The organism is Citrobacter amalonaticus, from assembly GCF_018252635.1.
Classification (GTDB): Bacteria; Pseudomonadota; Gammaproteobacteria; order Enterobacterales; family Enterobacteriaceae; genus Citrobacter_A; species Citrobacter_A amalonaticus_E.
Genome location: NZ_JAGTXM010000003.1, coordinates 85,718 through 109,197, shown reverse-complemented (window position 1 = coordinate 109,197; position 23,480 = coordinate 85,718). Strand labels below are relative to the sequence as shown.

The window sequence follows — 23,480 nt, the reverse complement described above, 5'->3', positions numbered from 1 at the left end:
TTCCGCGCCAGTTCTGCTTTTGACCTCCCTTTGCTATCCCACGCCACTCATCGCATCGCCCAGATGGAAAATCGGTAAATACATCGCCACGACCAGTGTGCCGATGATAAGCCCGGTAATTACCAGCAGCGCCGGTTCCAGTAATGCCGCCAGGTTGTCAGCCATCGCCAGGGTATGTTCATCATGATGCCGGGCAAGGTTGTGCAACATGATATCCAGCGAACCCGAGGTTTCCCCTGTCCTGACCAGTTGCAGACATAACGGGCTAAATTCTTCCGCATTTTTGAGCGCCTGCCAGACGGGAACGCCGGTACTGATATCCTGCTGTACCTGTGACAGACGCAGTGCCCAGTAGGGACATTGAATCGTCGCTTTCACGCTCTCAAGCGCAGGTAAAAATGCGATCCCCGCCGTCTGTGTTAGCGCGAGGATGGTAAAAATTTGCGTGAGCTTCTGACCCCTAATCAACTGACCCATCACGGGCATGCGGAGTAACCCTCGCTGGCGCAGTATTTGCCAGCCGGGCTTTCGGCTCAGCAGGCTGTTGGCTGCAACCAGCATGACGAGCATCAGGACAATCAGCCCGCTCCAGCGTTGACTCCAGTCGGCAAACGCGATGATCCCTTGGGTGAGTGCAGGCAGCGGCGTGTTAAAGGTCCGGTAAATAGCGGAAAATTCCGGCAGGACAAAGTGGAGCATCGCCAGCACCACCATGACCGCCATCGTTAGAATAATGATGGGGTAACGCAGCGCTTTTTTGACCTTATCAGTTAACTGTTTTTGCGCCTTCTGCTGCCGGGCGAGTTCAAAGCAACATTCATCCAGTTTCCCGGTCAGTTCTCCGGTGCGTATCATCGCCTGATACAGCGGCGGAAAAACGTCTGGCCACTGCGCCAGTGCGCTGGAGAGCGGCGTACCGTGTTCCAGTTCGTTTGCAAGGCTCCTTAACAGGGCTTGCCATTGCTGGCTCGGCTGCTGTCCGGCAAGCAGTTCCAGTCCTTCAGATAGCGTTAACCCCGCTTTTAGCAGCGTCGCGAGCTGGTAAATCACTTCCGTAGATTTTTCACTGCGCCAGAGCGTACGCTTTACGCGTATAGGTTTTACGCGCAGAGGTATTATCTGGTGCCGTTCCAGTTCCTGCATCAACCGGAGCCGGTTTTCCGCCCAATGCGTTCCCTCTCCGGGCAGGCCATCGTGATGCATTCCCTGCCAGTGCCATAGCTTTTTAGCGATCATCTGGCATACCCAGAATACGCACCAGTTCCTCAAAGGTCGTCAGTCCTTGATCGACGGCACGACATCCGCTTTCAAAGAGTGAGCACATTCCTGCTCGTTTTGCATGAGCTTCCAGCGTTGTGGCTGAGGCATCGTTGGCAATCTGATGGCGCAGTTCAGCGGTGATCGCAAGCAGTTCAAACATCGCCGCACGGCCATAGAACCCGTGATAACAGCGTTCGCAGCCGACCGCCTGCCAGCGGGGCAGTGGCGTTGGGTACCATGCGGGCGGTAAGCGAATGGGATCATCGCCAAGTCGGCGGCAGTATGGACACAATTTTCTGACCAGTCGCTGCGCTACCACTAAGGTTAACGCCGAAGCGAGCATCCAGCGCGCCACGCCCATCTGCTGTAAGCGTATCAGCGCTTCACAGGTTGAGTTGGTATGCAGCGTGGAAAGTACCAGATGTCCGGTTTGTGCGGCCTTAATAGCAATTTCTGCGGTTTCGCCGTCGCGGATCTCACCCACCATGATGACATCCGGATCCTGACGTAGCAGTGCCCGTAAAACACCCTGAAAGGTCAACCCGGCACGCGGATGAATCTGCGTCTGATTGATACCGTCGAGAGGGATCTCCACCGGATCCTCAACGCTGCACAGATTCACCTCCGGCGCGTTTCGTGTTTGCAGCGCGCTATAAAGGGTTACCGTTTTACCGCTACCCGTAGGGCCGGTGACGAGGATCAACCCCTGTGGCTGTTGCAGGGCGTGGAGGAAGGCAGAGAGTTGCGTGTCGTGCATACCCAGCGTGGAAACATCCAGTGCCTGATTCACCTGATGCAACAACCGTAGCACCACCTTTTCGCCATAACGACAGGGAAGGGTGGCAATACGAAACGAGACGGCAGCGCCGTTAAGCTCAATCGTGAATTGCCCATCCTGTGGCAGACGGTGTTCCGCGATATCCAGATGACTTAGCACTTTCAGACGTGCGGTCAGGGCGACACCGGTCTCCCTGGCGATATCAGGTAGGCTATGCAGCACGCCGTCCACGCGTAAGCGGAGACGAACGTGATGCTCTGCAGGTTCTATGTGGATATCTGAGGCCCGTTTCGCCAGCGCGCTCTGTAATGTTTTATCCAGTAAAGCCGCTGCGCTGACACTGCTTTCAGGAACCACGGACGGCAACGTTGGTGAGGACGGATGCTGGTGTTGCTCCATTTGTTGGCGTGTCCAGCAGGCAATCTCAATACGGCGAGTCGTGGCGAAATGCAGTGCATCCAGCAGTTCATGAGAAGGGGCATCTTCGACGGCAATGTGTACCGCATCATTGTTGGCATCAAGTAATATTCCCTGGTAGCGCTGGCACAGTGCGCTGAGTTGCGTGTTGTTCATGGCGCGTCCTTAATTGGCATTAAAACGAAAGACGTCTTCGCAGGCCTGTTTTAACGTGCTGTCATTTTGGATGTTGCAGTTACGCGTCCAGCCCGTAATGCCGTCTGCTTTGTCCCACCCTGGGGTCATGATGACGCTAAGCCCGTTCAGACTTTCCTGGCCAGTAAGTGAAACCACCCCATTCTCAACACTCATTCCTGAAACATAGCGCGTTGTCGTGGGTGAGGGGATACCGTTGGCGCCTGCGTTGCAGGTATTGGTGCCGCCATGTTCAAGAGCGCAGAGTTCGACGGCGGTGCGGTAGGGGACAAAGGTTTGCAGCATATCGGTCAGCGCCGCTTTGCGTAGATAGTTCTGATAGGCAGGAATGCCGATGGCGCTGAGGATGGCAATAATGCCGATCACCACCATCAGTTCAATAAGGGTAAATCCGCGTTGTTTGTCCATTGTTCGCTCCTTGAGTGATTGGACGTCACTTTGGCAAACGTCATTACGCCAGGCGAGCGGCAAAAAATGAATCGGGAAGACGGGTTCAGAGGAATGTTATTGGTTTGCAGTGATGAACAATGAGATTGCGAGGCACGACGAGGATTTTAGCGATTGAAAAGGACAGGCAGGCCCGATAAGCAGCGCGTTATCGGGCCGTATAATGATTACGTGTTAGCGAAGCGCATAGACAGATCCAGGGCCCGGAGATGCTTGGTGAGCGCGCCAACGGAGATAAAATCGACGCCGGTTTCGGCAAATTCCCGCAGCGTTTCGTTGGTCACATTGCCGGAAACTTCCAGTCGCGCCTGACCATTGGTCCGTTTGACCGCTTCACGCATCTGCTCTGTTTCAAAGTTATCCAGCATGATGATGTCGGCGCCGGCTTTCAGCGCGTCGTCCAGTTCATCCAGATTTTCAACTTCGACTTCCACAGGCACATCCGGATGCAGCCAGAAGGCTTTCTCCACCGCCTGACGTACGGAACCGGAAGCAATAATGTGATTTTCTTTGATCAGAAAAGCATCTGAAAGCCCCAGACGATGATTCGCGCCACCGCCGCAGAGTACGGCATATTTCAGCGCAGTACGCAGTCCTGGCAGGGTTTTACGCGTGTCCAGTAGTTGAGTCTTCGTGCCTGCAAGGATATCAACGTACTTACGCACTTCGCTGGCAACACCTGACAGGGTCTGCACGAAGTTCAGCGCGGTACGCTCGCCGGTCAGTAGCACGCGAGAGGGACCGTCCAGCTCAAACAACGGCTGATTTGCCTTGATGCTGTCGCCGTCTTCCACATGCCAGTTGATGCTGACATCGTCGCCAGCCAGTTGAATAAAGACTTCTTCGACCCAGCGTTTGCCACAAAAAACGCCGTCCTCACGGGTGATGACCGTGGCATGAGAACGCGTGTTCTCCGGTAAGAGTTGAGCCGTGATATCGTTGCTGGCATCCACTTCACCGCCCAAATCTTCACGCAGCGCCTGGGCGACAACGTTTGGGATATCCAGGTTAATACGTTCCAGCAGCGCGTCACGTCGGTAGTCAGGGTTATAGCGGCGAGGCGGCATGAGAAAACTCCAAATTGCTAACGAATCATAAGGTAGAAACATGCTACTCTGAAGCGGCTATAAGCACCACTCAAAAGGAGATTCGGCATGTTGTTAGACAAGGGCTGGCTGGCAGAAGCGCGACGCGTTCCTTCTCCGCATTACGATTGCCGCCCGGATGATGAAGTCCCTTCTTTGCTGGTGGTGCACAATATCAGCCTGCCGCCCGGCGAGTTTGGCGGTCCATGGATTGACGCATTATTCACTGGAACAATTGATCCCAATGCCCATCCCTTTTTTGCCGAAATCGCCCATCTTCGCGTTTCCGCCCATTGTCTGATTCGCCGCGATGGCGAAATCGTTCAGTATGTTCCTTTTGATAAGCGTGCGTGGCATGCCGGCGTGTCGAGTTATCATGGGCGTGAACGCTGTAATGATTTTTCGATTGGCATTGAGCTGGAAGGGACCGATATGCTGGCCTACACCGATGTTCAGTACCAACAACTGGCTGCCATCACGCGTGCATTAATAAAGATTTACCCGGCCGTTGCCGAAAACATAACCGGACACTGCGATATTGCGCCTGAGCGTAAGACCGATCCCGGTCCGGCTTTTGACTGGGCAAGGTTTCGCGCCCTGGTCACCGCCTCGTCAGATAAGGAGATGACATGACGCTGTTTACGACATTACTGGTGCTGCTCGTTGAGCGCCTGTTTAAGCTGGGCGAACACTGGCAGTTCGATCACCGGTTAGAAGCTTTTTTCCGCCGGGTCAAACGCTTCTCGATGGCGCGTACGCTCGGGATGATGCTCATCGCGATGCTGATCACGTTTCTGTTACTGCGCGCATTGGAGGGGCTGCTGTTTAATGTGCCGACGATCGTGGTGTGGATCCTGATTGGACTGCTGTGCATTGGCGCAGGAAAAGTGCGGATGCACTATCACGCTTACCTTAACGCGGCGGCGCGCGATGATACGCATGCCCGAACGGCAATGGCCAGCGAACTGACGATGATCCACGGTGTTCCGCCGGATTGCAATGAGCGAGATTTTTTGCGTGAGCTGCAAAACGCGCTGTTGTGGATTAACTTCCGCTTCTATATCGCGCCGCTGTTCTGGCTGATCGTCGGCGGTCCATGTGGACCGGTACTGCTGGTGGGCTATGCTTTCCTGCGCTCGTGGCAGTCCTGGCTGGCGCGTTACCAGACGCCGCATGAGCGTTTACAGTCTGGCATCGATGCCATTCTTCATGTTCTCGACTGGATCCCGGTGCGTCTGGCGGGCGTGGTGTATGCCCTGATCGGTCATGGTGAAAAAGCGCTGCCCGCATGGTTTGCCTCGCTGGCAGATCTGCGTACTTCTCAATATCAGGTGTTAACACGTCTGGCGCAGTTCTCGCTGGCGCGTGAGCCGCATACTGATAAGGTTGAAACGCCGAAAGCGGCGGTTTCCATGGCGAAGAAAACGTCGTTTGCTTTAGTGGTGGTGATTGCCGTGCTGACCATTTATGGCACGTTGATTTAACGTACCGGCAGAGCGCCCGGTAAGTAGCGTGTTACCGGGCGGCGATGTCAAAACGTCTCTGCGGGCGGAATGCCGAAGTCCGGCATTCCGTTGTCATCCCAGCGAATCAGCTTCAGACGGGTATGGCGATTAGGATCGTAGAGCGGATCGCCTTCAATTTCGGTGTAGTTACGCGCGTGATACACCAGCACGTCATCACCTTCCGGCGTTTGGGTAAAGCTGTTGTGCCCGGGGCCATACTGACGATTTTCATTGCTGCTGGTAAACACCGGACGCGGGGATTTATGCCAGTTTGCCGGATTCAGCGGATCGGCGTGGATATCAATCCATAACAGTCCCATGCAGTAGTTTTCGTCCGTGGCGCTGGCGGAGTAGCTGATAAACAGCCTGTCACCGTGGGTTAATACAGCCGGACCTTCATTGACCCAAAAGCCCCGACACTCCCAGTCGTACTCCGGTTTGCTGAGCATCACCGGCTGGCCTTTAATCGTCCAGGGATTTTCCAGCTCCGCCAGATAAATGTTGGAGTTTCCGGCGATATCCGGGGATTTTTGCGCCCACAGATACCACTGTTTTCCCTGATGGTGGAACGTTGTGGCATCGAGTGCAAAGGTATCAAACGGCGTTTTCACCTGACCCTTTTCGACCCAGTTGCCGGTGAGCGGATCGGTTCCGGTGCACTCCAGCGCGTACATTCGATGCTGAAACATGCCCTGTTTATCGAGCGCCTGAGTATGCGCGGCGGCAAAGTAGATGATCCATCTGCCGTCGAGGTGATGAATTTCCGGTGCCCAGATCAGCTCGCTCATCGGGCCGTGTTCGGGTTTGCGCCAGACGACAACGGGTGGCGCCGTACGTAATCCTTCCAGCGAATCCGCCCGCCGGATTTCCAGTCGGTCGTATTCTGGCACTGAGGCAATAAAGTAATAGTCGCTGCCGTCGCGCAGGATAAACGGATCGGCGCGTTGTTCAATAAACGGGTTAGGCCAGTTTTGCATCAGGCTTTCCTTACGGTTTCAGTGGCTTTCAGTTCCTGATATTCATTGAGTTCGCGGTAGTTAGCGCGGCGTTTTTCCAGATCGCTCTGAATCTGTTTCATCATTTCGCGATCGACTTTCAACAGACGCACCACGCCGGCGGTAATCAGGTAGCCGACTCCCGGAATCACGCTAAAGAGCAACACGATGCCGTTGATCGCGGAATCGCTTTGCGCCTTCGCCCCGGCATCGTAGCCGTACCACGAGAGCAGGAAGCCGACCATCGCCCCGGCTATCGCCAGACCGAGTTTCAGGAAGAACAGGTTGCCGGAAAAGCTGATGCCGGTTATGCGCTTGCCGGTTTTCCATTCGCCGTAGTCGTCAACGTCGGCCATCAGCGACCAGTGCAGCGGCGACGGGATTTGGTGCAAAATATTGAGCAGGAAGTAGAGCACGACAATCATCATCGTAGCTTTGGGATCGAAGACGTAAAACGCGCAGGAGAAAATAGCCAGCGCGATGTTGGTCCAGAAGAAGACCTTCAGCTTGCACCAGCGGTCGGTCAGCACTTTTGCCAACACGCTACCAATCATCATGCCGACCACGCCGAGACTGATAAAGATCGTGGCGAAATGGGTGCTTTGTTCCATGACCCAGGTGACGTAGTACATGGTTGCCGCCATACGGATAAAGCCTGGGCAGACGTTGCACAGCGTCAGCAGCAGTATGCGTACCCACTGGTCGTTCTTCCACACGTCTTTGAAGTCATTTTTCATGTCGTCGTGCGTAGGAACGGCAGGGCGCACACGTTCACGAACGGTGGCAAAGCAGAACAGGAACATGCACATGCCGATAATGGCCAGCACGGTCATCGCCAGCTGATAGCCCTTCGCTTTGTTATCGCCGCCAAACCAGTCCACCATCGGCAGTAGAGTGAGTGACAACAGCAACGTTGCGATACCGACCAGTACAAAGCGGTAAGACTGACAGGCCACACGTTCTTTCGGGTCGTTGGTGATCACGCCGCCCAGGGAGCAATAGGGAATGTTGATCGCCGTGTAGGTAATCGACAGCAGGAAGTACGTGACGAACGCATAGATAACCTTGCTGCTATAAGTCCACTCCGGGGTGGTGAACATCAGAATACTGAACAGCGCGTAAGGGAAGGCAATCCAGAGTAACCATGGTCGAAAACGGCCATATTTGCTTTGGGTCCGGTCAGCAATAGCGCCCATAATGGGGTCAGTGACGGCGTCGATAACGCGTACTGACAGTAATAACACCCCTACCAGGGCCGGGGCGAGACCAAAAATATCCGTATAAAAATAGTTCACAAACAGCATGATAGCGCCAAAGATGATATTGCATCCGGCATCGCCCATGCCGTAGCCAATCTTTTCTCTTACCGACAGCTTACCTGTATCCATTGAGATGTCTCCCCATCAAGATGATGGAAAGAATTATTCGTCTGTAAGCCATTAATTGCGTTGCAGGATAGCGCCGCTGATATGGACGAAATGGTTGTTGGGGGAAAAGTGTGAGGCAGGTAACAACCCTCACCCAGGACGGGTGAGGGTTCAAGGAATTAATGTGCTTTCGCCGTCTTCGCGGATTTCTGTTTGCACAGATAACCGATGCCCAGGACAACCAGCCAGACCGGGATCAGGTAAACCGAAATCGCCATACCCGGCGTCATCAGCATAATCACCAGTACTGCCGCCATGAAGGCCAGACAGACCCAGTTGCCCAACGGGTAGAACAGCGCCGGGAAGCGGGTTTTCACTCCCTGCTGCTGCTTCGCGCGGCGGAACTTGATATGCGCAAGGCTAATCATCGCCCAGTTGATTACCAGTGCGGAGACCACCAGCGCCATCAGCAGACCGAAGGCGGATTCTGGTGCCATGTAGTTGATTAACACACACATTGCCGTCACCAGCGCCGAGACGATGATGGTATTCACCGGCACACCACGCTTATCGACGGATAGCAGTAATTTCGGCGCGTTGCCCTGTTGAGCCAGGCCGAACAACATGCGGCTGTTACAGTACACGCAGCTGTTGTACACCGACAGCGCCGCCGTCAGAACCACGATATTCAGCGCGTTTGCCACGAAAGTATCGCCCAGTTCGTGGAAGATCAGGACGAACGGGCTGGTGTCGGCGGTGACGCGCGTCCACGGTAGCAGGGAAAGCAGAACGGCAAGTGAACCCACATAGAAAATCAGAATACGGTAGATAACCTGATTAGTGGCTTTGGGAATGCTCTGCTCCGGGTTATCGGCTTCGGCAGCGGTGATACCGACCAGTTCAAGCCCGCCGAAAGAGAACATGATGATCGCCATCATCATGACCAGCCCGGTCATACCGTGAGGCAGGAAGCCGCCCTGTTCCCACAGGTTACGCACGGTCGCCTGCGGGCCACCGTTGCCGCTGAACAGCAGCCAGCCGCCGAAGATGATCATCGCGACTACCGCGATAACTTTGATGATGGCAAACCAGAACTCCATTTCACCGAACACTTTTACATTGGTCAGGTTAATGGCGTTGATCGCGATAAAGAAGACGGCAGCCGAAACCCAGGTGGGGATCTCTGGCCACCAGAACTGAATGTACTTGCCGACGGCGGTCAGTTCCGCCATTGCAACCAGTACATACAGCACCCAATAGTTCCAGCCCGACGCAAAACCCGCAAAACTCCCCCAGTACTTGTAGGCAAAGTGACTGAACGAACCGGCGACCGGCTCCTCAACCACCATCTCACCCAACTGACGCATAATAAGGAAGGCAATAAAACCAGCTATCGCATAACCCAGAATAATACCGGGGCCCGCGGACTGAATTACAGAGGCGCTTCCCAGGAACAGGCCTGTTCCTATCGCGCCGCCCAGCGCGATAAGCTGGATATGGCGGTTCTTAAGGCCGCGCTTTAGCTGCTCGCCGTGCTGCTGACTGTCCATCATGAAACCTCGTGTGTGGTTTACCCTTCAACACTCGGCCGCGTGAGGGCGACCGGGCAATTTGAGTAATTATTATTTGTCTTACGCAGTAATGCGTGTAAGTTTGCAATTCCGTCTGTTGTATTATTATGTTTACAGCAATGATTGTTAAAATGTCGCCGAAACTCTTTTGTCCGGAACAGAATAATGATATGCGGCAGGGAATGCACCTGCTTTGTGAATGGATGATGACGAGTTGACTAAAAAGAGAGCAGTTGTTTATCCCTTCTTTACCTCCTTATAACACTTCGCTCAGTCAGGAATTGAATTTTTATTTTCAATTCTTGCATTAACATTCATCTGAATCGGTTCAACCAGGATTTTTCTTCGTTTCAATAAGGTTAAAATTACCTCGAGGGTGGTAAATTTAACATTTGTGCATAGTTACATGTTTGAAACGTTATTTCTGTGATGTTGTTAAAATGTGCCTGGTTTACTGATTTCAATCAAAACCTGTATGGACATAAGGTGAATACTTTGTTACTTTAGCGTCACAGATATGAAATTGGTAAGACCAATTGACTTCGGGCAAATGGCTTAAGACAGGACATCATGGCCTACAGCAAAATCCGCCAACCAAAATTATCCGATGTGATTGAGCAACAGCTGGAGTTTTTGATCCTTGAGGGCACACTGCGCCCGGGCGAAAAGCTCCCACCGGAACGCGAACTGGCGAAACAGTTCGACGTCTCCCGTCCCTCCTTGCGTGAGGCGATTCAACGTCTCGAAGCGAAGGGATTGCTGCTTCGTCGCCAGGGCGGTGGCACTTTTGTTCAGAGCAGCCTGTGGCAGAGCTTTAGCGATCCACTGGTAGAATTGCTCTCCGACCATCCTGAATCCCAGTTTGACCTGCTTGAGACGCGCCACGCGCTGGAAGGCATTGCTGCATACTACGCAGCGCTGCGCAGCACGGATGAAGACAAAACGCGCATTCGCGAACTGCACCATGCCATCGAACTGGCGCAAGAGTCAGGTGACCGCGATGCCGAGTCTGATGCCGTCCTCCAGTATCAAATTGCTGTTACCGAAGCGGCACACAATGTGGTTTTGCTCCATCTGCTAAGGTGTATGGAGCCCATGCTGGCCCAGAACGTTCGTCAGAACTTTGAATTGCTCTATTCGCGTCGCGAGATGCTTCCGCTGGTGAGTGGTCACCGCACCCGTATTTTCGAAGCGATTATTGCCGGTAAGCCGGAAGAGGCGCGTGAAGCATCACATCGCCATCTGGCGTTTATCGAAGAGATTCTCCTTGACCGCAGCCGTGAGGAGAGTCGTCGTGAACGCGCCTTACGTCGTCTGGAGCAGCGAAAGAATTAGTGATTTTTCTGGTAGCTCGTTAGCCAGAAGATGTTGTAAATCAAGCGCTAACTTAAAGCGCGGCAACTAAACGCAGAACCTGTCTTATTGCGTTCTCTGGCGAGAACCCAATGGGACAGGTTCCAGATAACTCAACGTATTAGATAGATAAGGAATACCCCCATGTCAGAACGTTTCCCAAATGACGTGGATCCGATCGAAACTCGCGACTGGCTACAGGCGATCGAATCGGTCATCCGTGAAGAAGGTGTTGAGCGCGCTCAGTATCTGATTGACCAGCTTCTTTCTGAAGCCCGCAAAGGCGGCGTGAAAGTAGCGGCAGGTACAGGGGCAAGCAATTACATCAACACTATTGCCGTTGAAGATGAGCCGGAATATCCGGGCAATCTGGAGCTGGAGCGTCGCATTCGTTCTGCAATCCGTTGGAACGCCATCATGACCGTGCTGCGTGCGTCTAAAAAAGACCTCGAGCTGGGCGGTCACATGGCATCTTTCCAGTCTTCTGCGACGGTATACGATGTTTGCTTCAACCACTTCTTCCGCGCCCGCAATGAGCAGGATGGCGGCGACCTGGTTTACTTCCAGGGTCACATTTCCCCGGGCATTTACGCTCGCGCATTCCTGGAAGGTCGTCTGACTGAAGAGCAGATGGACAACTTCCGTCAGGAAGTACATGGCAATGGCCTGTCTTCTTACCCGCACCCGAAACTGATGCCGGAGTTCTGGCAGTTCCCGACCGTTTCTATGGGGCTGGGTCCAATCGGTGCTATCTATCAGGCTAAATTCCTGAAATATCTGGAACACCGTGGCCTGAAAGACACCTCCAAACAGACCGTGTACGCCTTCCTGGGCGACGGTGAAATGGACGAACCGGAATCCAAGGGTGCTATCACTATCGCCACCCGTGAAAAACTGGACAACCTGGTCTTCGTCATCAACTGTAACCTGCAGCGTCTGGATGGCCCGGTCACCGGTAACGGCAAAATCGTTAACGAACTGGAAGGCATCTTCGATGGCGCTGGCTGGAACGTGATCAAAGTGATGTGGGGCGGTCGTTGGGATGAGCTGCTGCGTAAAGATACCAGCGGTAAACTGATCCAACTGATGAACGAAACCGTTGACGGCGATTACCAGACCTTCAAATCCAAAGATGGCGCGTATGTTCGTGAACACTTCTTCGGTAAATACCCGGAAACCGCTGCACTGGTTGCAGACTGGACTGATGAGCAGATCTGGGCGCTGAACCGTGGTGGTCACGATCCGAAGAAAGTCTACGCTGCACTGAAAAAAGCGCAGGAAACCAAAGGCAAAGCCACCGTAATCCTGGCCCATACCATCAAAGGTTATGGCATGGGTGACACCGCTGAAGGTAAAAACATCGCGCACCAGGTGAAGAAAATGAACATGGACGGCGTGCGCTATATCCGCGACCGCTTCAATGTTCCGGTCACCGACGAGCAGGTTGAGAAACTGTCCTACATTACCTTCCCGGAAGGTTCTGAAGAGCACAAATATCTGCACGAACGCCGCCAGGCACTGCATGGCTACCTGCCGAGTCGCCAGCCGAACTTCACTGAGAAGCTGGAACTGCCGACCCTGGAAGACTTCGGTGCGCTGCTGGAAGAGCAGAACAAAGAGATCTCCACCACTATCGCTTTCGTGCGTGCCCTGAACGTGATGCTGAAGAACAAATCGATCAAAGATCGTCTGGTTCCGATCATTGCTGACGAAGCGCGTACTTTCGGTATGGAAGGTCTGTTCCGTCAGATCGGTATTTACAGCCCGAACGGCCAGCAGTACACCCCGCAGGACCGCGAGCAGGTTGCTTACTACAAAGAAGACGAGAAAGGCCAGATTCTGCAGGAAGGGATCAACGAGCTGGGCGCAGGTTCTTCCTGGCTGGCGGCGGCGACCTCTTACAGCACCAACGATCTGCCGATGATTCCGTTCTACATCTACTACTCCATGTTCGGGTTCCAGCGTATTGGCGACCTGTGCTGGGCAGCAGGTGACCAGCAGGCGCGTGGCTTCCTGATTGGCGGAACGTCTGGTCGTACAACACTGAACGGTGAAGGTTTGCAGCACGAAGATGGTCACAGCCATATTCAGTCTCTGACTATCCCGAACTGTATCTCTTACGATCCGTCTTACGCGTACGAAGTTGCGGTCATCATGCATGATGGTCTGCAGCGTATGTACGGTGAGAAACAAGAGAACGTTTACTACTACATCACCACGCTGAACGAAAACTACCACATGCCAGCCATGCCGGAAGGTGCTGAGGAAGGTATCCGTAAAGGTATCTACAAACTCGAAACCCTGGAAGGTAGCAAAGGTAAAGTACAGCTGCTGGGCTCCGGTTCTATCCTGCGTCACGTTCGTGAGGCCGCACAGATCCTGGCGAAAGACTATGGCGTGGGCTCTGACGTCTACAGCGTGACCTCCTTCACTGAACTGGCGCGTGACGGCCAGGATTGCGAGCGCTGGAACATGCTGCACCCGCTGGAAACCCCGCGCGTTCCGTATATCGCTCAGGTGATGAACGACGCGCCGGCTGTAGCATCAACTGACTATATGAAACTGTTTGCTGAACAGGTTCGTACTTATGTACCGGCTGATGATTATCGCGTACTGGGTACCGACGGTTTCGGTCGCTCTGACAGCCGTGAAAACCTGCGTCACCACTTCGAAGTGGATGCTTCCTACGTGGTGGTAGCGGCACTGGGCGAACTGGCTAAACGTGGCGAAATCGATAAGAAAGTGGTTGCGGATGCAATTACCAAATTCAACATCGATGCAGAAAAAGTTAACCCGCGTCTGGCGTAAGAGGTAAAAGAATAATGGCTATCGAAATCAAAGTACCGGACATCGGGGCAGATGAAGTTGAAATCACCGAGATCCTGGTCAAAGTGGGCGACAAGGTTGAAGCTGAACAGTCGCTGATCACCGTAGAAGGCGATAAAGCCTCTATGGAAGTCCCGTCTCCGCAGGCTGGCGTTGTTAAAGAGATCAAAGTCTCTGTTGGCGACAAAACCGAGACTGGCGCACTTATCATGATATTCGATTCCGCTGACGGTGCAGCAGACGCTGCACCTGCTCCGGCAGAAGAGAAGAAAGAAGCGGCTCCGGCAGCGGCGCCGGCTGCAGCGGCTGCGAAAGAAGTACACGTACCGGATATCGGCGGCGACGAAGTTGAAGTCACTGAAATCATGGTCAAAGTGGGCGACACCATCGCCGCTGAGCAGTCCCTGATCACCGTGGAAGGCGACAAAGCGTCCATGGAAGTACCGGCCCCGTTCGCGGGTACCGTGAAAGAGATCAAAATCAACACCGGCGACAAAGTGTCTACCGGTTCTCTGATTATGGTCTTTGAAGTCGCAGGCGCAGCGCCTGCTGCCGCGCCTGCTCAGGCAGCCGCTCCAGCTGCCGCTGCGGCTCCTGCAGCCACTGGCGCGAAAGATGTTAACGTACCGGACATCGGCGGTGACGAAGTTGAAGTGACCGAAGTGATGGTGAAAGTGGGCGACAAAGTGGCCGCTGAACAATCACTGATCACCGTTGAAGGCGATAAAGCTTCTATGGAAGTCCCGGCGCCGTTCGCGGGTACCGTTAAAGAAATCAAAATCAGCACCGGCGATAAAGTGAAAACCGGCTCTCTGATTATGGTCTTCGAAGTGGAAGGCGCAGCACCTGCTGCTGCCGCGTCACAGCCAGCAGCCGCACCGGCTGCGGTCGCTGCACCTGCGCCAGCTGCCGCAGCTCCGGCAGCGAAAGCCGAAGGCAAATCTGAGTTTGCTGAGAACGACGCTTATGTTCATGCGACCCCGCTGATTCGCCGTCTGGCGCGCGAGTTCGGTGTGAACCTGGCGAAAGTGAAGGGCACAGGCCGTAAAGGTCGTATCCTGCGCGAAGACGTTCAGACTTACGTGAAAGACGCTATCAAGCGTGCGGAAGCCGCTCCGGCCGCCGCAGCAGGTGGCGGTATCCCGGGCATGCTGCCGTGGCCGAAAGTCGACTTCAGCAAGTTTGGTGAAATTGAAGAAGTGGAACTGGGTCGCATCCAGAAAATCTCTGGTGCTAACCTGAGCCGTAACTGGGTGATGATCCCGCACGTTACCCACTTCGACAAAACCGATATCACCGACCTGGAAGCGTTCCGTAAACAGCAGAACGCTGAAGCTGAGAAGCGCAAACTGGATGTGAAATTCACCCCAGTGGTCTTCATCATGAAAGCGGTTGCTGCGGCGCTTGAGCAGATGCCTCGCTTTAACAGTTCGCTGTCTGAAGACGGCCAGCGCCTGACGCTGAAAAAATACATCAACATCGGTGTGGCGGTTGATACGCCAAACGGTCTGGTGGTTCCGGTCTTTAAAGACGTGAACAAGAAGAGCGTTACCGAGCTGTCTCGTGAACTAACGGCTATCTCTAAGAAAGCGCGTGACGGTAAGCTGACCGCGGGCGAAATGCAGGGCGGTTGCTTCACCATCTCCAGCATCGGCGGCCTGGGTACCACCCACTTTGCACCGATTGTGAACGCGCCTGAAGTGGCGATCCTCGGTGTGTCCAAGTCGGCGATGGAGCCGGTGTGGAACGGTAAAGAGTTTGTACCGCGTCTGATGATGCCGATCTCTCTGTCCTTCGACCACCGCGTGATTGACGGTGCTGATGGTGCGCGTTTCATTACCATCATCAACAATATGCTGTCTGACATTCGCCGCCTGGTGATGTAAGCAAAAAAGCCGGCCCGACGGCCGGCTTTTTTCTGGTAATCTCATGATGGTTTTGGGGTTATTAGTGCTAAAGATAAATCGTTGCCGTTTTGTTGTTTCAAAATTGTTAACAATTTTGTAAAATACGGACGGATAGAACGACCCGGTGGACGATGGGCGACAAGACCAGGGATCGCCGGAAATAAATTAAGAGGTCATGATGAGTACTGAAATCAAAACTCAGGTCGTGGTACTTGGGGCAGGCCCCGCAGGTTACTCTGCAGCCTTCCGTTGCGCTGATTTAGGTCTGGAAACCGTAATCGTAGAACGTTACAGCACCCTCGGTGGTGTTTGTCTGAACGTCGGCTGTATCCCTTCTAAAGCACTGCTGCACGTTGCAAAAGTTATCGAAGAAGCCAAAGCATTGGCGGAACACGGTATCGTCTTCGGCGAGCCGAAAACCGATATCGACAAGATTCGTACCTGGAAAGAAAAAGTAATCACTCAGCTGACCGGCGGTCTGGCGGGTATGGCGAAAGGCCGTAAAGTGAAAGTGGTTACCGGTCTGGGTAAATTCACCGGGGCGAACACCCTGGAAGTGGAAGGCGAGAACGGCAAAACCGTGATCAACTTCGACAACGCAATCATCGCGGCGGGTTCCCGTCCGATCCAGTTGCCGTTCATTCCGCATGAGGATCCGCGCGTGTGGGATTCCACCGACGCCCTGGAACTGAAATCCGTACCGAAGCGTCTGCTGGTCATGGGTGGCGGTATCATCGGTCTGGAAATGGGTACCGTGTACCACGCGCTGGGTTCAGAGATTGACGTGGTTGAAATGTTCGACCAGGTTATCCCGGCCGCTGACAAAGATATCGTTAAAGTCTTCACCAAACGCATCGGTAAGAAATTCAACCTGATGCTGGAAACCAAAGTGACTGCCGTTGAAGCGAAAGAAGACGGTATTTACGTTTCCATGGAAGGCAAAAAAGCACCGGCTGAAGCGCAGCGTTATGATGCCGTGCTGGTGGCCATCGGTCGTGTACCGAACGGTAAAAACCTTGACGCGGGCAAAGCGGGCGTGGAAGTGGACGATCGTGGCTTCATCCGCGTTGACAAGCAGCTGCGCACCAACGTGCCGCACATCTTTGCTATCGGCGATATCGTCGGTCAGCCAATGCTGGCGCACAAAGGTGTCCACGAAGGTCACGTTGCCGCTGAAGTTATCGCCGGCATGAAGCACTACTTCGATCCGAAAGTGATCCCATCCATTGCCTACACTGAACCAGAAGTGGCATGGGTTGGTCTGACGGAGAAAGAAGCGAAAGAGAAAGGCATCAGCTTTGAGACCGCCACCTTCCCGTGGGCTGCTTCTGGTCGTGCTATCGCTTCCGACTGCGCAGACGGTATGACCAAACTGATTTTCGACAAAGAAACTCACCGCGTTATCGGTGGGGCGATTGTCGGCACCAACGGCGGTGAGCTGCTGGGTGAAATCGGTCTGGCGATCGAAATGGGCTGTGACGCAGAAGACATCGCGCTGACCATCCACGCGCACCCGACTCTGCACGAGTCCGTGGGCCTGGCGGCAGAAGTGTTCGAAGGTAGCATCACTGACCTGCCGAACGCGAAGGCGAAGAAGAAGAAGTAAGCTTCAGCCTTCCAGCGACAAAAAAGCGGCGTAAATGCCGCTTTTTTTATGCCTGTTACTCCACCGGTTTCCAGGGATCGTGTGGCGTAAATTTATCTATGGCGATGGCTTTTAGCCCACTATCTTCCCCTAAATCCGTCTGATACACGCGGTCATCCTGGCTAACCATAAAGCTCATCACGCCCGTTTCGCCCCAGGTAACCGGCCATGCCAGCAACGCAAAGCCTTTCGCGTTGTCGCTGGCAATAATGCGGAAATAGTAGCCGTGATACCCTTCACCCGGTGAGACAGGGCTAAAGGCTGGGCCTAATGGGCTGGGGAGCTCACCCGGTTTTACCGGCCAGTACAACCCATCCTGTTGCCCATTATGACTGATAATCCGCGTCGCAAAGGTCTGCTTACGCTGCCAGTAGTCATACTGGGCATCGACATAGGCGCGCATGGCCTGAATCGCTGATAATTCGTTGCGACCAATCGCGCGTGTCAGGATCTCATCTTGCGCCGCTGGCATATCGAAATGCCAGCCGTTGTGCGTTTTCACGATAGGGATAGGCAACTGCCAGTTTTCCTGACCAACGTTCAGATGCGCCACGTTACCTTGCTGGATAATCTGATGGTGCACCTTCCAGTCACGATTAAAACGTGCGACGGCTTCCGGATCCGCGCCTTCCGGAGGTAAAAACTGACGCCAGTCATCGCCAAGCACAATAGCAAGCTCTGCGTCGTTATTTCCGGCAACCGCTTTCGCAAACGCGCTTGCGGCGGCATCGGGTGTGGCGAACATTTGCTGGGCATAGCCCATAAGCGGGGTCGAGAGCAGCAGGACGCTAAGCATGATTTTCTTCATTATGGGCTCCGGTTAACGACGGCGAAATTCGTGGTGTTCTGATACGCGATCGCGCGCGGGGGCAGGTTGCCCATGGCTGACATTACTCAGACGACGGCTTTCCTGACCGCGCTGTTGCTGCGATTGCCAGTTCGGCGAGCGACTGTCATTGCCGCTAAAGGCATTCGCCCGGTTTTGCTGGAATACCTGCTGACGCTGCTGTGGCGTGGAAGACTCGACACGTTGGCGTACCGTTTCCCGCTGCTGTTGTGAGATCGGGTGTTGCTGCGCTTTGGCCCTGAGATCGTCACGATACTGTTGTTGTGCCGGCGTGGTCGATTGTTTCAACGTCTGCTGCGCACTCTGACGACGTGTGTTGTCGTCGTCGTAGCCGCGATAGTTATTGCGCCGGGCAACCTGATTCAACTGTTGAGATGCCGCTTTACGCTGGGCATCACGCGTTGTGGCAGAGGGGGGCTGAGGCAGCGTTTTAGACGCTTCCGGATGACGCTGTTGCAGTTGTGCCATCGCTGCCTGACGCTGGCTGTCGCGGGAAGTGGTCGCTGCAGGTTGCTGTGTGGCACTGCGACCGCCGCTGACGTTGGTCGGACGGAAACGCTGCGCCGTCGCATCATTCTGATACGGAACTCCACCACGATAAGCCGGGTTGTGCTGCCAGGTCATATTCTGCGTTTTCAGATTCTGCCCGGAAATGCGGTTGAAGTTATCGACGTTGATATTGATGTTATCGCCATTGTGCTGATAACCATGACCGCCATGACGATCGTCGTCATGATGGTGATCGTCATCGTGGTGATGATCATCGTCATCCCAGTCGATATTGCTGAACAGCGCATAGGTGGTGGCGACGCCAAGGCTGTAACCGAATCCCTTAACAAAACTGCCGGCAAACTGTTCGCCAGGCGTCGGCGGTAGATACACCGGCGGATAGGCGGTGTTGGGCCAGGTCCCGTAAACCGTAGAGGGGTTATAGCTGGGGACGTACACCACCTGCGGATCTGCGGGCTCAATTTTAATCACCGTAGAGGCTGGGGCAGTGGTGACGGCGCTGGACGTTGTCGCAGAGGCCATGGTTGAGGAAGCTGCCGCGACGCTCTTTTTCGGCGTGCTGGTCACCGTCTGCTGCGGGGTGGATTTCAGCGAGCCGGTTTGCTGGGCCAGTAAGCGCAGGCGCTGCACTGAATCCATCACATCCTGCGGTTGCGCCAGAAATGCATCACCGAGGTTTTGCACCCACTCCGGGTTTTCCCCCATCAGCGTCATGAGTTGCGGAAAAGCGACCAGCGACTTCACGCTGGGATCCCACGGCTGCTTTGCGACGGCCTGAATGGCGGCATCGCCTTGCTGTGTCGGATTATCGCGCGACCATTGTACCGCCTGGACGACGCTAACCGGATAGGTCGAGGCCATCAGTACCTGAGAAAGCAGTGGATCCGGATAAAGGGCAATCGGCGCGACCCATTGATCGATTTGCGCGGTGGTAAAGCTCGTTTTCGCGACCTGAGAGGCGTCGGCAGGCGCGGGCGGTTGCGCCGCGACGGGCGTCGCGGGTAGCGCTGGGGCTTCCGGTGTGCGGCTTTTGACATACAGCACGCCTGAAGCCGCGAGTAGCCCGGCGCTACAGATCAACGCAAGCACATGGGGTTTAAAGGGCAACGTCATATTCTTACTCCCGATTTCATGGAAATCGCAATGGTCGAAGTGCTGCCACCCGCAGGTGCAGTGTTGCGTGAGTATAAAGAGACGATAGTTTAATTTTTGACGAATCTTGGGATCGGTACAGCAGAGTGATTATAAGAATGCGAAATAGTGTGACGATTCGTAACAGCGATTAATTCCCCGCTTCTGAAATCGAAAAGGGCATTAGACCATCCTTAACGATTCAGCCACTTTTTTATGTTGCTTTTTTGTAAACAGATTAACACCTCACTAAAATCCTGTTATTCTGCCCATTGCGGTACCGGGCATTTACCCTACAAACTGCTGTCTCACAGGAGCGTGAAGAGAATCGCCCATCGATAAAGCGCCGCACTATGACAATGAGAGCGAGGAGAACCGTCGTGCTAGAAGAATACCGTAAGCACGTAGCAGAACGTGCCGCCGAGGGGATTGTGCCCAAACCTTTAGATGCAACCCAAATGGCCGCGCTCGTCGAGCTGCTGAAAGCACCGCCTGCGGGCGAAGAAGAATTCCTGTTAGATCTGTTGATCAACCGCGTTCCCCCGGGCGTCGATGAAGCCGCCTATGTCAAAGCCGGTTTCCTCGCTGCCATCGCGAAAGGCGAAACGACCTCCCCACTGATTACGCCTGAAAAAGCGATTGAACTGCTCGGCACCATGCAGGGTGGTTACAACATCCATCCGCTGATTGACGCCCTGGACAATGCGAAACTGGCACCGATTGCCGCCAAAGCACTCTCCCATACGCTGCTGATGTTCGATAACTTCTATGACGTAGAAGAAAAAGCCAAAGCAGGTAACGAATATGCGAAGCAGGTGATGCAGTCCTGGGCGGAGGCCGAATGGTTCCTGAGCCGTCCGCCGCTGGCTGAAAAAATGACCGTCACTGTTTTCAAAGTTACCGGTGAAACTAACACCGATGACCTGTCTCCGGCACCTGATGCGTGGTCTCGTCCGGATATCCCGCTGCACGCGTTAGCGATGCTGAAAAACGCCCGTGAAGGCATTGAGCCGGATCAGCCGGGTGTCGTTGGCCCGATCAAACAGATCGAAGCCCTGGCGAGCAAAGGTTACCCGTTGGCTTACGTCGGTGACGTCGTCGGGACGGGTTCTTCACGTAAATCCGCCACCAACTCCGTGCTGTGGTTCATGGGCGATGACATTCCGTATGTGCCTAACAAGCGTGGCGGCGGTCTTTGCCTCGGCGGTAAAATCGCCCCTATCTTCTTCAACACCATGGAAGATGCGGGCGCACTGCCGATCGAAGTGGATGTATCAAACCTGAACATGGGTGATGTGATTGACGTTTACCCGTTCAAAGGTGAAGTCCGTAACCATGAAACCGGTGAACTGCTGGCAAGCTTCGAACTGAAAACCGACGTGCTGGTTGATGAAGTCCGTGCGGGCGGTCGTATTCCGCTGATCATTGGTCGCGGTCTGACCACCAAAGCGCGTGAAGCGCTGGGCCTGCCGCACAGCGACGTGTTCCGTCAGGCGAAAGACGTAGCGGAAAGCAGCCGTGGTTATTCACTGGCACAGAAAATGGTTGGCCGTGCGTGCGGCGTCGCCGGTATCCGTCCGGGCGCGTACTGCGAACCGAAGATGACCTCCGTGGGTTCTCAGGACACCACCGGCCCAATGACCCGTGACGAACTGAAAGACCTGGCGTGCCTGGGCTTCTCTTCCGACCTGGTGATGCAATCTTTCTGTCACACTGCGGCTTATCCGAAACCGGTTGACGTCACCACGCACCACACGCTGCCGGACTTCATTATGAACCGTGGCGGCGTGTCGCTGCGTCCGGGCGATGGCGTGATCCACTCCTGGCTGAACCGTATGCTGCTGCCGGATACCGTCGGTACCGGTGGTGACTCTCATACCCGTTTCCCAATTGGTATCTCTTTCCCGGCAGGCTCCGGTCTGGTCGCGTTTGCTGCGGCGACCGGCGTTATGCCGCTGGACATGCCGGAATCGGTGCTGGTGCGATTCAAAGGCAAAATGCAGCCGGGTATTACCCTGCGCGATCTGGTTCACGCCATTCCGCTGTATGCGATCAAGCAGGGCCTGCTGACCGTTGAGAAGAAAGGCAAGAAGAACATCTTCTCTGGCCGCATCCTGGAAATTGAAGGTCTGCCGGATCTGAAAGTTGAGCAGGCGTTCGAGCTGACCGATGCGTCAGCAGAGCGTTCCGCTGCCGGTTGCACCATTAAGCTCAACAAAGAGCCAATCATTGAATACCTGACTTCCAACATCGTACTGCTGAAGTGGATGATTGCGGAAGGTTACGGTGACCGTCGTACGCTGGAACGTCGTATTCAGGGCATGGAAAAATGGCTGGCGGAACCTGAACTGCTGGAAGGCGATGCGGATGCAGAATATGCCGCAGTGATCGACATCGATCTGGCCGATATCAAAGAGCCTATCCTGTGTGCACCGAACGATCCGGACGATGCGCGTCTGCTCTCCGATGTGCAGGGCGATAAAATCGACGAAGTGTTCATTGGTTCCTGTATGACCAACATCGGTCACTTCCGTGCGGCCGGCAAGCTGCTGGATGCGCATAAAGGCCAGTTGCCGACGCGTCTGTGGGTCGCGCCGCCAACCCGTATGGATGCGGCACAGCTGACTGAAGAGGGCTACTACAGCGTCTTTGGTAAGAGCGGGGCGCGTATTGAAATCCCGGGCTGTTCACTGTGTATGGGTAACCAGGCGCGCGTCGCAGACGGCGCGACGGTGGTATCGACCTCTACGCGTAATTTCCCGAACCGTTTAGGTACCGGTGCGAACGTTTATCTGGCCTCTGCGGAGCTGGCTGCCGTTGCTGCGCTTCTCGGCAAACTGCCGACGCCGGAAGAGTACCAGACCTATGTGGCGCAGGTTGATAAAACGGCAGTCGACACCTACCGTTATCTGAACTTTGACCAGCTCTCTCAGTACACTGAGAAAGCGGACGGTGTGATTTTCCAGACAGCGGTGTAATGCGCTAACGCATTTCGCGTGAAAAAGCATCAATGCCCGGTGAAGCGTGCTTCTCCGGGCATTTTTATTTCCATTCCTTATACGCGATCCGCTTTTTTTCTGCGTCCAGGCTGCGATAATTATGACAAGGCGCAATGCGGTAATGGCGCATTGCCGGGAGCAGAGGACTACATTATGGATTACGAATTTCTGCGCGATGTTACCGGGCGGGTTTTGGTGCGCATGTCCATGGGTCACGAAGTGGTCGGGCACTGGTTTAATGAAGAAGTGAAAGAAAACCTGGCTCTGCTGGACGAAGTGGAACAGGCGGCACACGCGGTGAAAGGCAGCGAGCGTTCCTGGCAACGGGCGGGGCACGAATATACGCTCTGGATGGATGGCGAAGAGGTGATGATCCGTGCCAATCAGCTGGAGTTTACCGGCGACGAAATGGAAGAAGGGATGAACTACTACGATGAAGAGAGCCTGTCGCTGTGCGGCGTCGAGGATTTTTTACAGGTAGTAAACGCCTACCGGAAATTTCTGCGTCAATCCTGAATGTTTTCAATCATCAATGGAGCCGGGCGTCTGCGTCCGGCTTTTTTTTTACCCGTAAAATGAGCGTTTGATTTTTATTAGTCATTTTAAAACTGTGATCTGCCCCATTTGTGATCTAGAATTGAT

Annotated in this window: 17 protein-coding genes; 8 read left to right on the top strand and 9 right to left on the bottom strand. The window is 54.3% G+C overall.

Annotated elements, in window-relative coordinates:
- Window positions 1–33: 33 nt before the first annotated feature.
- The 4 genes from hofC to nadC form a co-directional block, all read right to left on the bottom strand.
- The gene (hofC, locus tag KE671_RS10260; RefSeq protein WP_206162869.1) at window positions 34–1,236 is read right to left on the bottom strand and encodes a protein transport protein HofC; all 1,203 of its coding nucleotides are present in this window, start codon (window positions 1,234–1,236) and stop codon (window positions 34–36) included.
- Entirely contained in the window at window positions 1,226–2,611 is a 1,386-nt protein-coding gene (gspE, locus tag KE671_RS10255; RefSeq protein ID WP_206162868.1) for a type II secretion system protein GspE, read from the bottom strand. Before gspE ends, hofC begins: the two co-directional genes overlap by 11 nt.
- Window positions 2,612–2,620: 9 nt before the next feature.
- Window positions 2,621–3,058 carry a prepilin peptidase-dependent pilin gene (ppdD, locus tag KE671_RS10250; RefSeq protein WP_206162867.1) on the bottom strand — a complete coding sequence of 146 codons (438 nt, stop codon included), beginning with the start codon at window positions 3,056–3,058 and terminating at the stop codon, window positions 2,621–2,623.
- 206 nt (window positions 3,059–3,264) lie between these two features.
- Window positions 3,265–4,164, bottom strand: a complete 900-nt coding sequence (nadC, locus tag KE671_RS10245; RefSeq protein ID WP_206162866.1) for a carboxylating nicotinate-nucleotide diphosphorylase — start codon at window positions 4,162–4,164, stop codon at window positions 3,265–3,267.
- Window positions 4,165–4,251: 87 nt separating this feature from the next.
- Here nadC and ampD point away from each other — a divergent pair, with 87 nt between their 5' ends.
- A complete protein-coding gene (ampD, locus tag KE671_RS10240) occupies window positions 4,252–4,815 on the top strand; it encodes a 1,6-anhydro-N-acetylmuramyl-L-alanine amidase AmpD (RefSeq protein ID WP_206162865.1) in 564 nt (187 codons plus the stop codon).
- The gene (gene ampE, locus KE671_RS10235; protein WP_206162864.1) at window positions 4,812–5,666 is read left to right on the top strand and encodes a beta-lactamase regulator AmpE; all 855 of its coding nucleotides are present in this window, start codon (window positions 4,812–4,814) and stop codon (window positions 5,664–5,666) included. The genes ampD and ampE overlap by 4 nt, the downstream gene beginning before the upstream one ends.
- Before the next feature lie 47 nt (window positions 5,667–5,713).
- Here ampE and KE671_RS10230 read toward each other — a convergent pair whose 3' ends face one another.
- The 3 genes from KE671_RS10230 to aroP all read right to left on the bottom strand — a co-directional run bounded on the left by KE671_RS10230 (window position 5,714) and on the right by aroP (window position 9,602).
- The gene (locus tag KE671_RS10230) at window positions 5,714–6,664 is read right to left on the bottom strand and encodes a glycoside hydrolase family 43 protein (protein ID WP_206162863.1); all 951 of its coding nucleotides are present in this window, start codon (window positions 6,662–6,664) and stop codon (window positions 5,714–5,716) included.
- Window positions 6,664–8,070, bottom strand: a complete 1,407-nt coding sequence (locus KE671_RS10225) for a glycoside-pentoside-hexuronide (GPH):cation symporter (protein ID WP_206162862.1) — start codon at window positions 8,068–8,070, stop codon at window positions 6,664–6,666. The genes KE671_RS10230 and KE671_RS10225 overlap by 1 nt, the downstream gene beginning before the upstream one ends.
- 158 nt (window positions 8,071–8,228) lie before the next feature.
- Window positions 8,229–9,602, bottom strand: coding sequence for an aromatic amino acid transporter AroP (gene aroP / locus KE671_RS10220; RefSeq protein WP_206162861.1), 1,374 nt, complete (start codon window positions 9,600–9,602; stop codon window positions 8,229–8,231).
- A gap of 588 nt (window positions 9,603–10,190) precedes the next feature.
- On the opposite strand from aroP, the gene pdhR reads away from it, so the two are divergent.
- The 4 genes from pdhR to lpdA all read left to right on the top strand — a co-directional run bounded on the left by pdhR (window position 10,191) and on the right by lpdA (window position 17,312).
- The gene (gene pdhR, locus KE671_RS10215; RefSeq protein ID WP_042997914.1) at window positions 10,191–10,955 is read left to right on the top strand and encodes a pyruvate dehydrogenase complex transcriptional repressor PdhR; all 765 of its coding nucleotides are present in this window, start codon (window positions 10,191–10,193) and stop codon (window positions 10,953–10,955) included.
- Window positions 10,956–11,117: 162 nt separating this feature from the next.
- Window positions 11,118–13,781, top strand: coding sequence for a pyruvate dehydrogenase (acetyl-transferring), homodimeric type (aceE, locus tag KE671_RS10210; RefSeq protein WP_206162860.1), 2,664 nt, complete (start codon window positions 11,118–11,120; stop codon window positions 13,779–13,781).
- Between the two features lie 14 nt (window positions 13,782–13,795).
- The gene (aceF, locus tag KE671_RS10205; RefSeq protein WP_206162859.1) at window positions 13,796–15,685 is read left to right on the top strand and encodes a pyruvate dehydrogenase complex dihydrolipoyllysine-residue acetyltransferase; all 1,890 of its coding nucleotides are present in this window, start codon (window positions 13,796–13,798) and stop codon (window positions 15,683–15,685) included.
- Between the two features lie 199 nt (window positions 15,686–15,884).
- Entirely contained in the window at window positions 15,885–17,312 is a 1,428-nt protein-coding gene (gene lpdA / locus KE671_RS10200) for a dihydrolipoyl dehydrogenase (protein WP_042323808.1), read from the top strand.
- A gap of 55 nt (window positions 17,313–17,367) precedes the next feature.
- On the opposite strand, the gene KE671_RS10195 is transcribed toward lpdA, so the two are convergent.
- Window positions 17,368–18,159, bottom strand: coding sequence for a DUF2950 family protein (locus tag KE671_RS10195; protein WP_206162858.1), 792 nt, complete (start codon window positions 18,157–18,159; stop codon window positions 17,368–17,370).
- Between the two features lie 12 nt (window positions 18,160–18,171).
- Window positions 18,172–19,821 (bottom strand): DUF3300 domain-containing protein, encoded by a 1,650-nt coding sequence (locus KE671_RS10190; RefSeq protein ID WP_206162857.1) that lies wholly within the window; start codon window positions 19,819–19,821, stop codon window positions 18,172–18,174.
- Window positions 19,822–20,219: 398 nt separating this feature from the next.
- Between KE671_RS10190 and acnB the strand changes: the two genes are divergently transcribed.
- The gene (acnB, locus tag KE671_RS10185) at window positions 20,220–22,817 is read left to right on the top strand and encodes a bifunctional aconitate hydratase 2/2-methylisocitrate dehydratase (protein WP_206162856.1); all 2,598 of its coding nucleotides are present in this window, start codon (window positions 20,220–20,222) and stop codon (window positions 22,815–22,817) included.
- A gap of 174 nt (window positions 22,818–22,991) precedes the next feature.
- The gene (gene yacL / locus KE671_RS10180; RefSeq protein ID WP_206162855.1) at window positions 22,992–23,354 is read left to right on the top strand and encodes a protein YacL; all 363 of its coding nucleotides are present in this window, start codon (window positions 22,992–22,994) and stop codon (window positions 23,352–23,354) included.
- Window positions 23,355–23,480 lie beyond the last annotated feature (126 nt).

Coding starts and splice junctions, on each gene's coding strand:
- KE671_RS10230 (WP_206162863.1), bottom strand. CDS start 6,664: ATGCAAAACTGGCCTAACCCGTTTATTGAACAACGCGCCGATCCGTTT.
- pdhR (WP_042997914.1), top strand. CDS start 10,191: ATGGCCTACAGCAAAATCCGCCAACCAAAATTATCCGATGTGATTGAG.
- KE671_RS10225 (WP_206162862.1), bottom strand. CDS start 8,070: ATGGATACAGGTAAGCTGTCGGTAAGAGAAAAGATTGGCTACGGCATG.
- nadC (WP_206162866.1), bottom strand. CDS start 4,164: ATGCCGCCTCGCCGCTATAACCCTGACTACCGACGTGACGCGCTGCTG.
- gspE (WP_206162868.1), bottom strand. CDS start 2,611: ATGAACAACACGCAACTCAGCGCACTGTGCCAGCGCTACCAGGGAATA.
- KE671_RS10195 (WP_206162858.1), bottom strand. CDS start 18,159: ATGAAGAAAATCATGCTTAGCGTCCTGCTGCTCTCGACCCCGCTTATG.
- KE671_RS10190 (WP_206162857.1), bottom strand. CDS start 19,821: ATGACGTTGCCCTTTAAACCCCATGTGCTTGCGTTGATCTGTAGCGCC.
- yacL (WP_206162855.1), top strand. CDS start 22,992: ATGGATTACGAATTTCTGCGCGATGTTACCGGGCGGGTTTTGGTGCGC.
- lpdA (WP_042323808.1), top strand. CDS start 15,885: ATGAGTACTGAAATCAAAACTCAGGTCGTGGTACTTGGGGCAGGCCCC.
- aroP (WP_206162861.1), bottom strand. CDS start 9,602: ATGATGGACAGTCAGCAGCACGGCGAGCAGCTAAAGCGCGGCCTTAAG.
- ampE (WP_206162864.1), top strand. CDS start 4,812: ATGACGCTGTTTACGACATTACTGGTGCTGCTCGTTGAGCGCCTGTTT.
- ampD (WP_206162865.1), top strand. CDS start 4,252: ATGTTGTTAGACAAGGGCTGGCTGGCAGAAGCGCGACGCGTTCCTTCT.
- hofC (WP_206162869.1), bottom strand. CDS start 1,236: ATGATCGCTAAAAAGCTATGGCACTGGCAGGGAATGCATCACGATGGC.
- aceE (WP_206162860.1), top strand. CDS start 11,118: ATGTCAGAACGTTTCCCAAATGACGTGGATCCGATCGAAACTCGCGAC.
- ppdD (WP_206162867.1), bottom strand. CDS start 3,058: ATGGACAAACAACGCGGATTTACCCTTATTGAACTGATGGTGGTGATC.
- aceF (WP_206162859.1), top strand. CDS start 13,796: ATGGCTATCGAAATCAAAGTACCGGACATCGGGGCAGATGAAGTTGAA.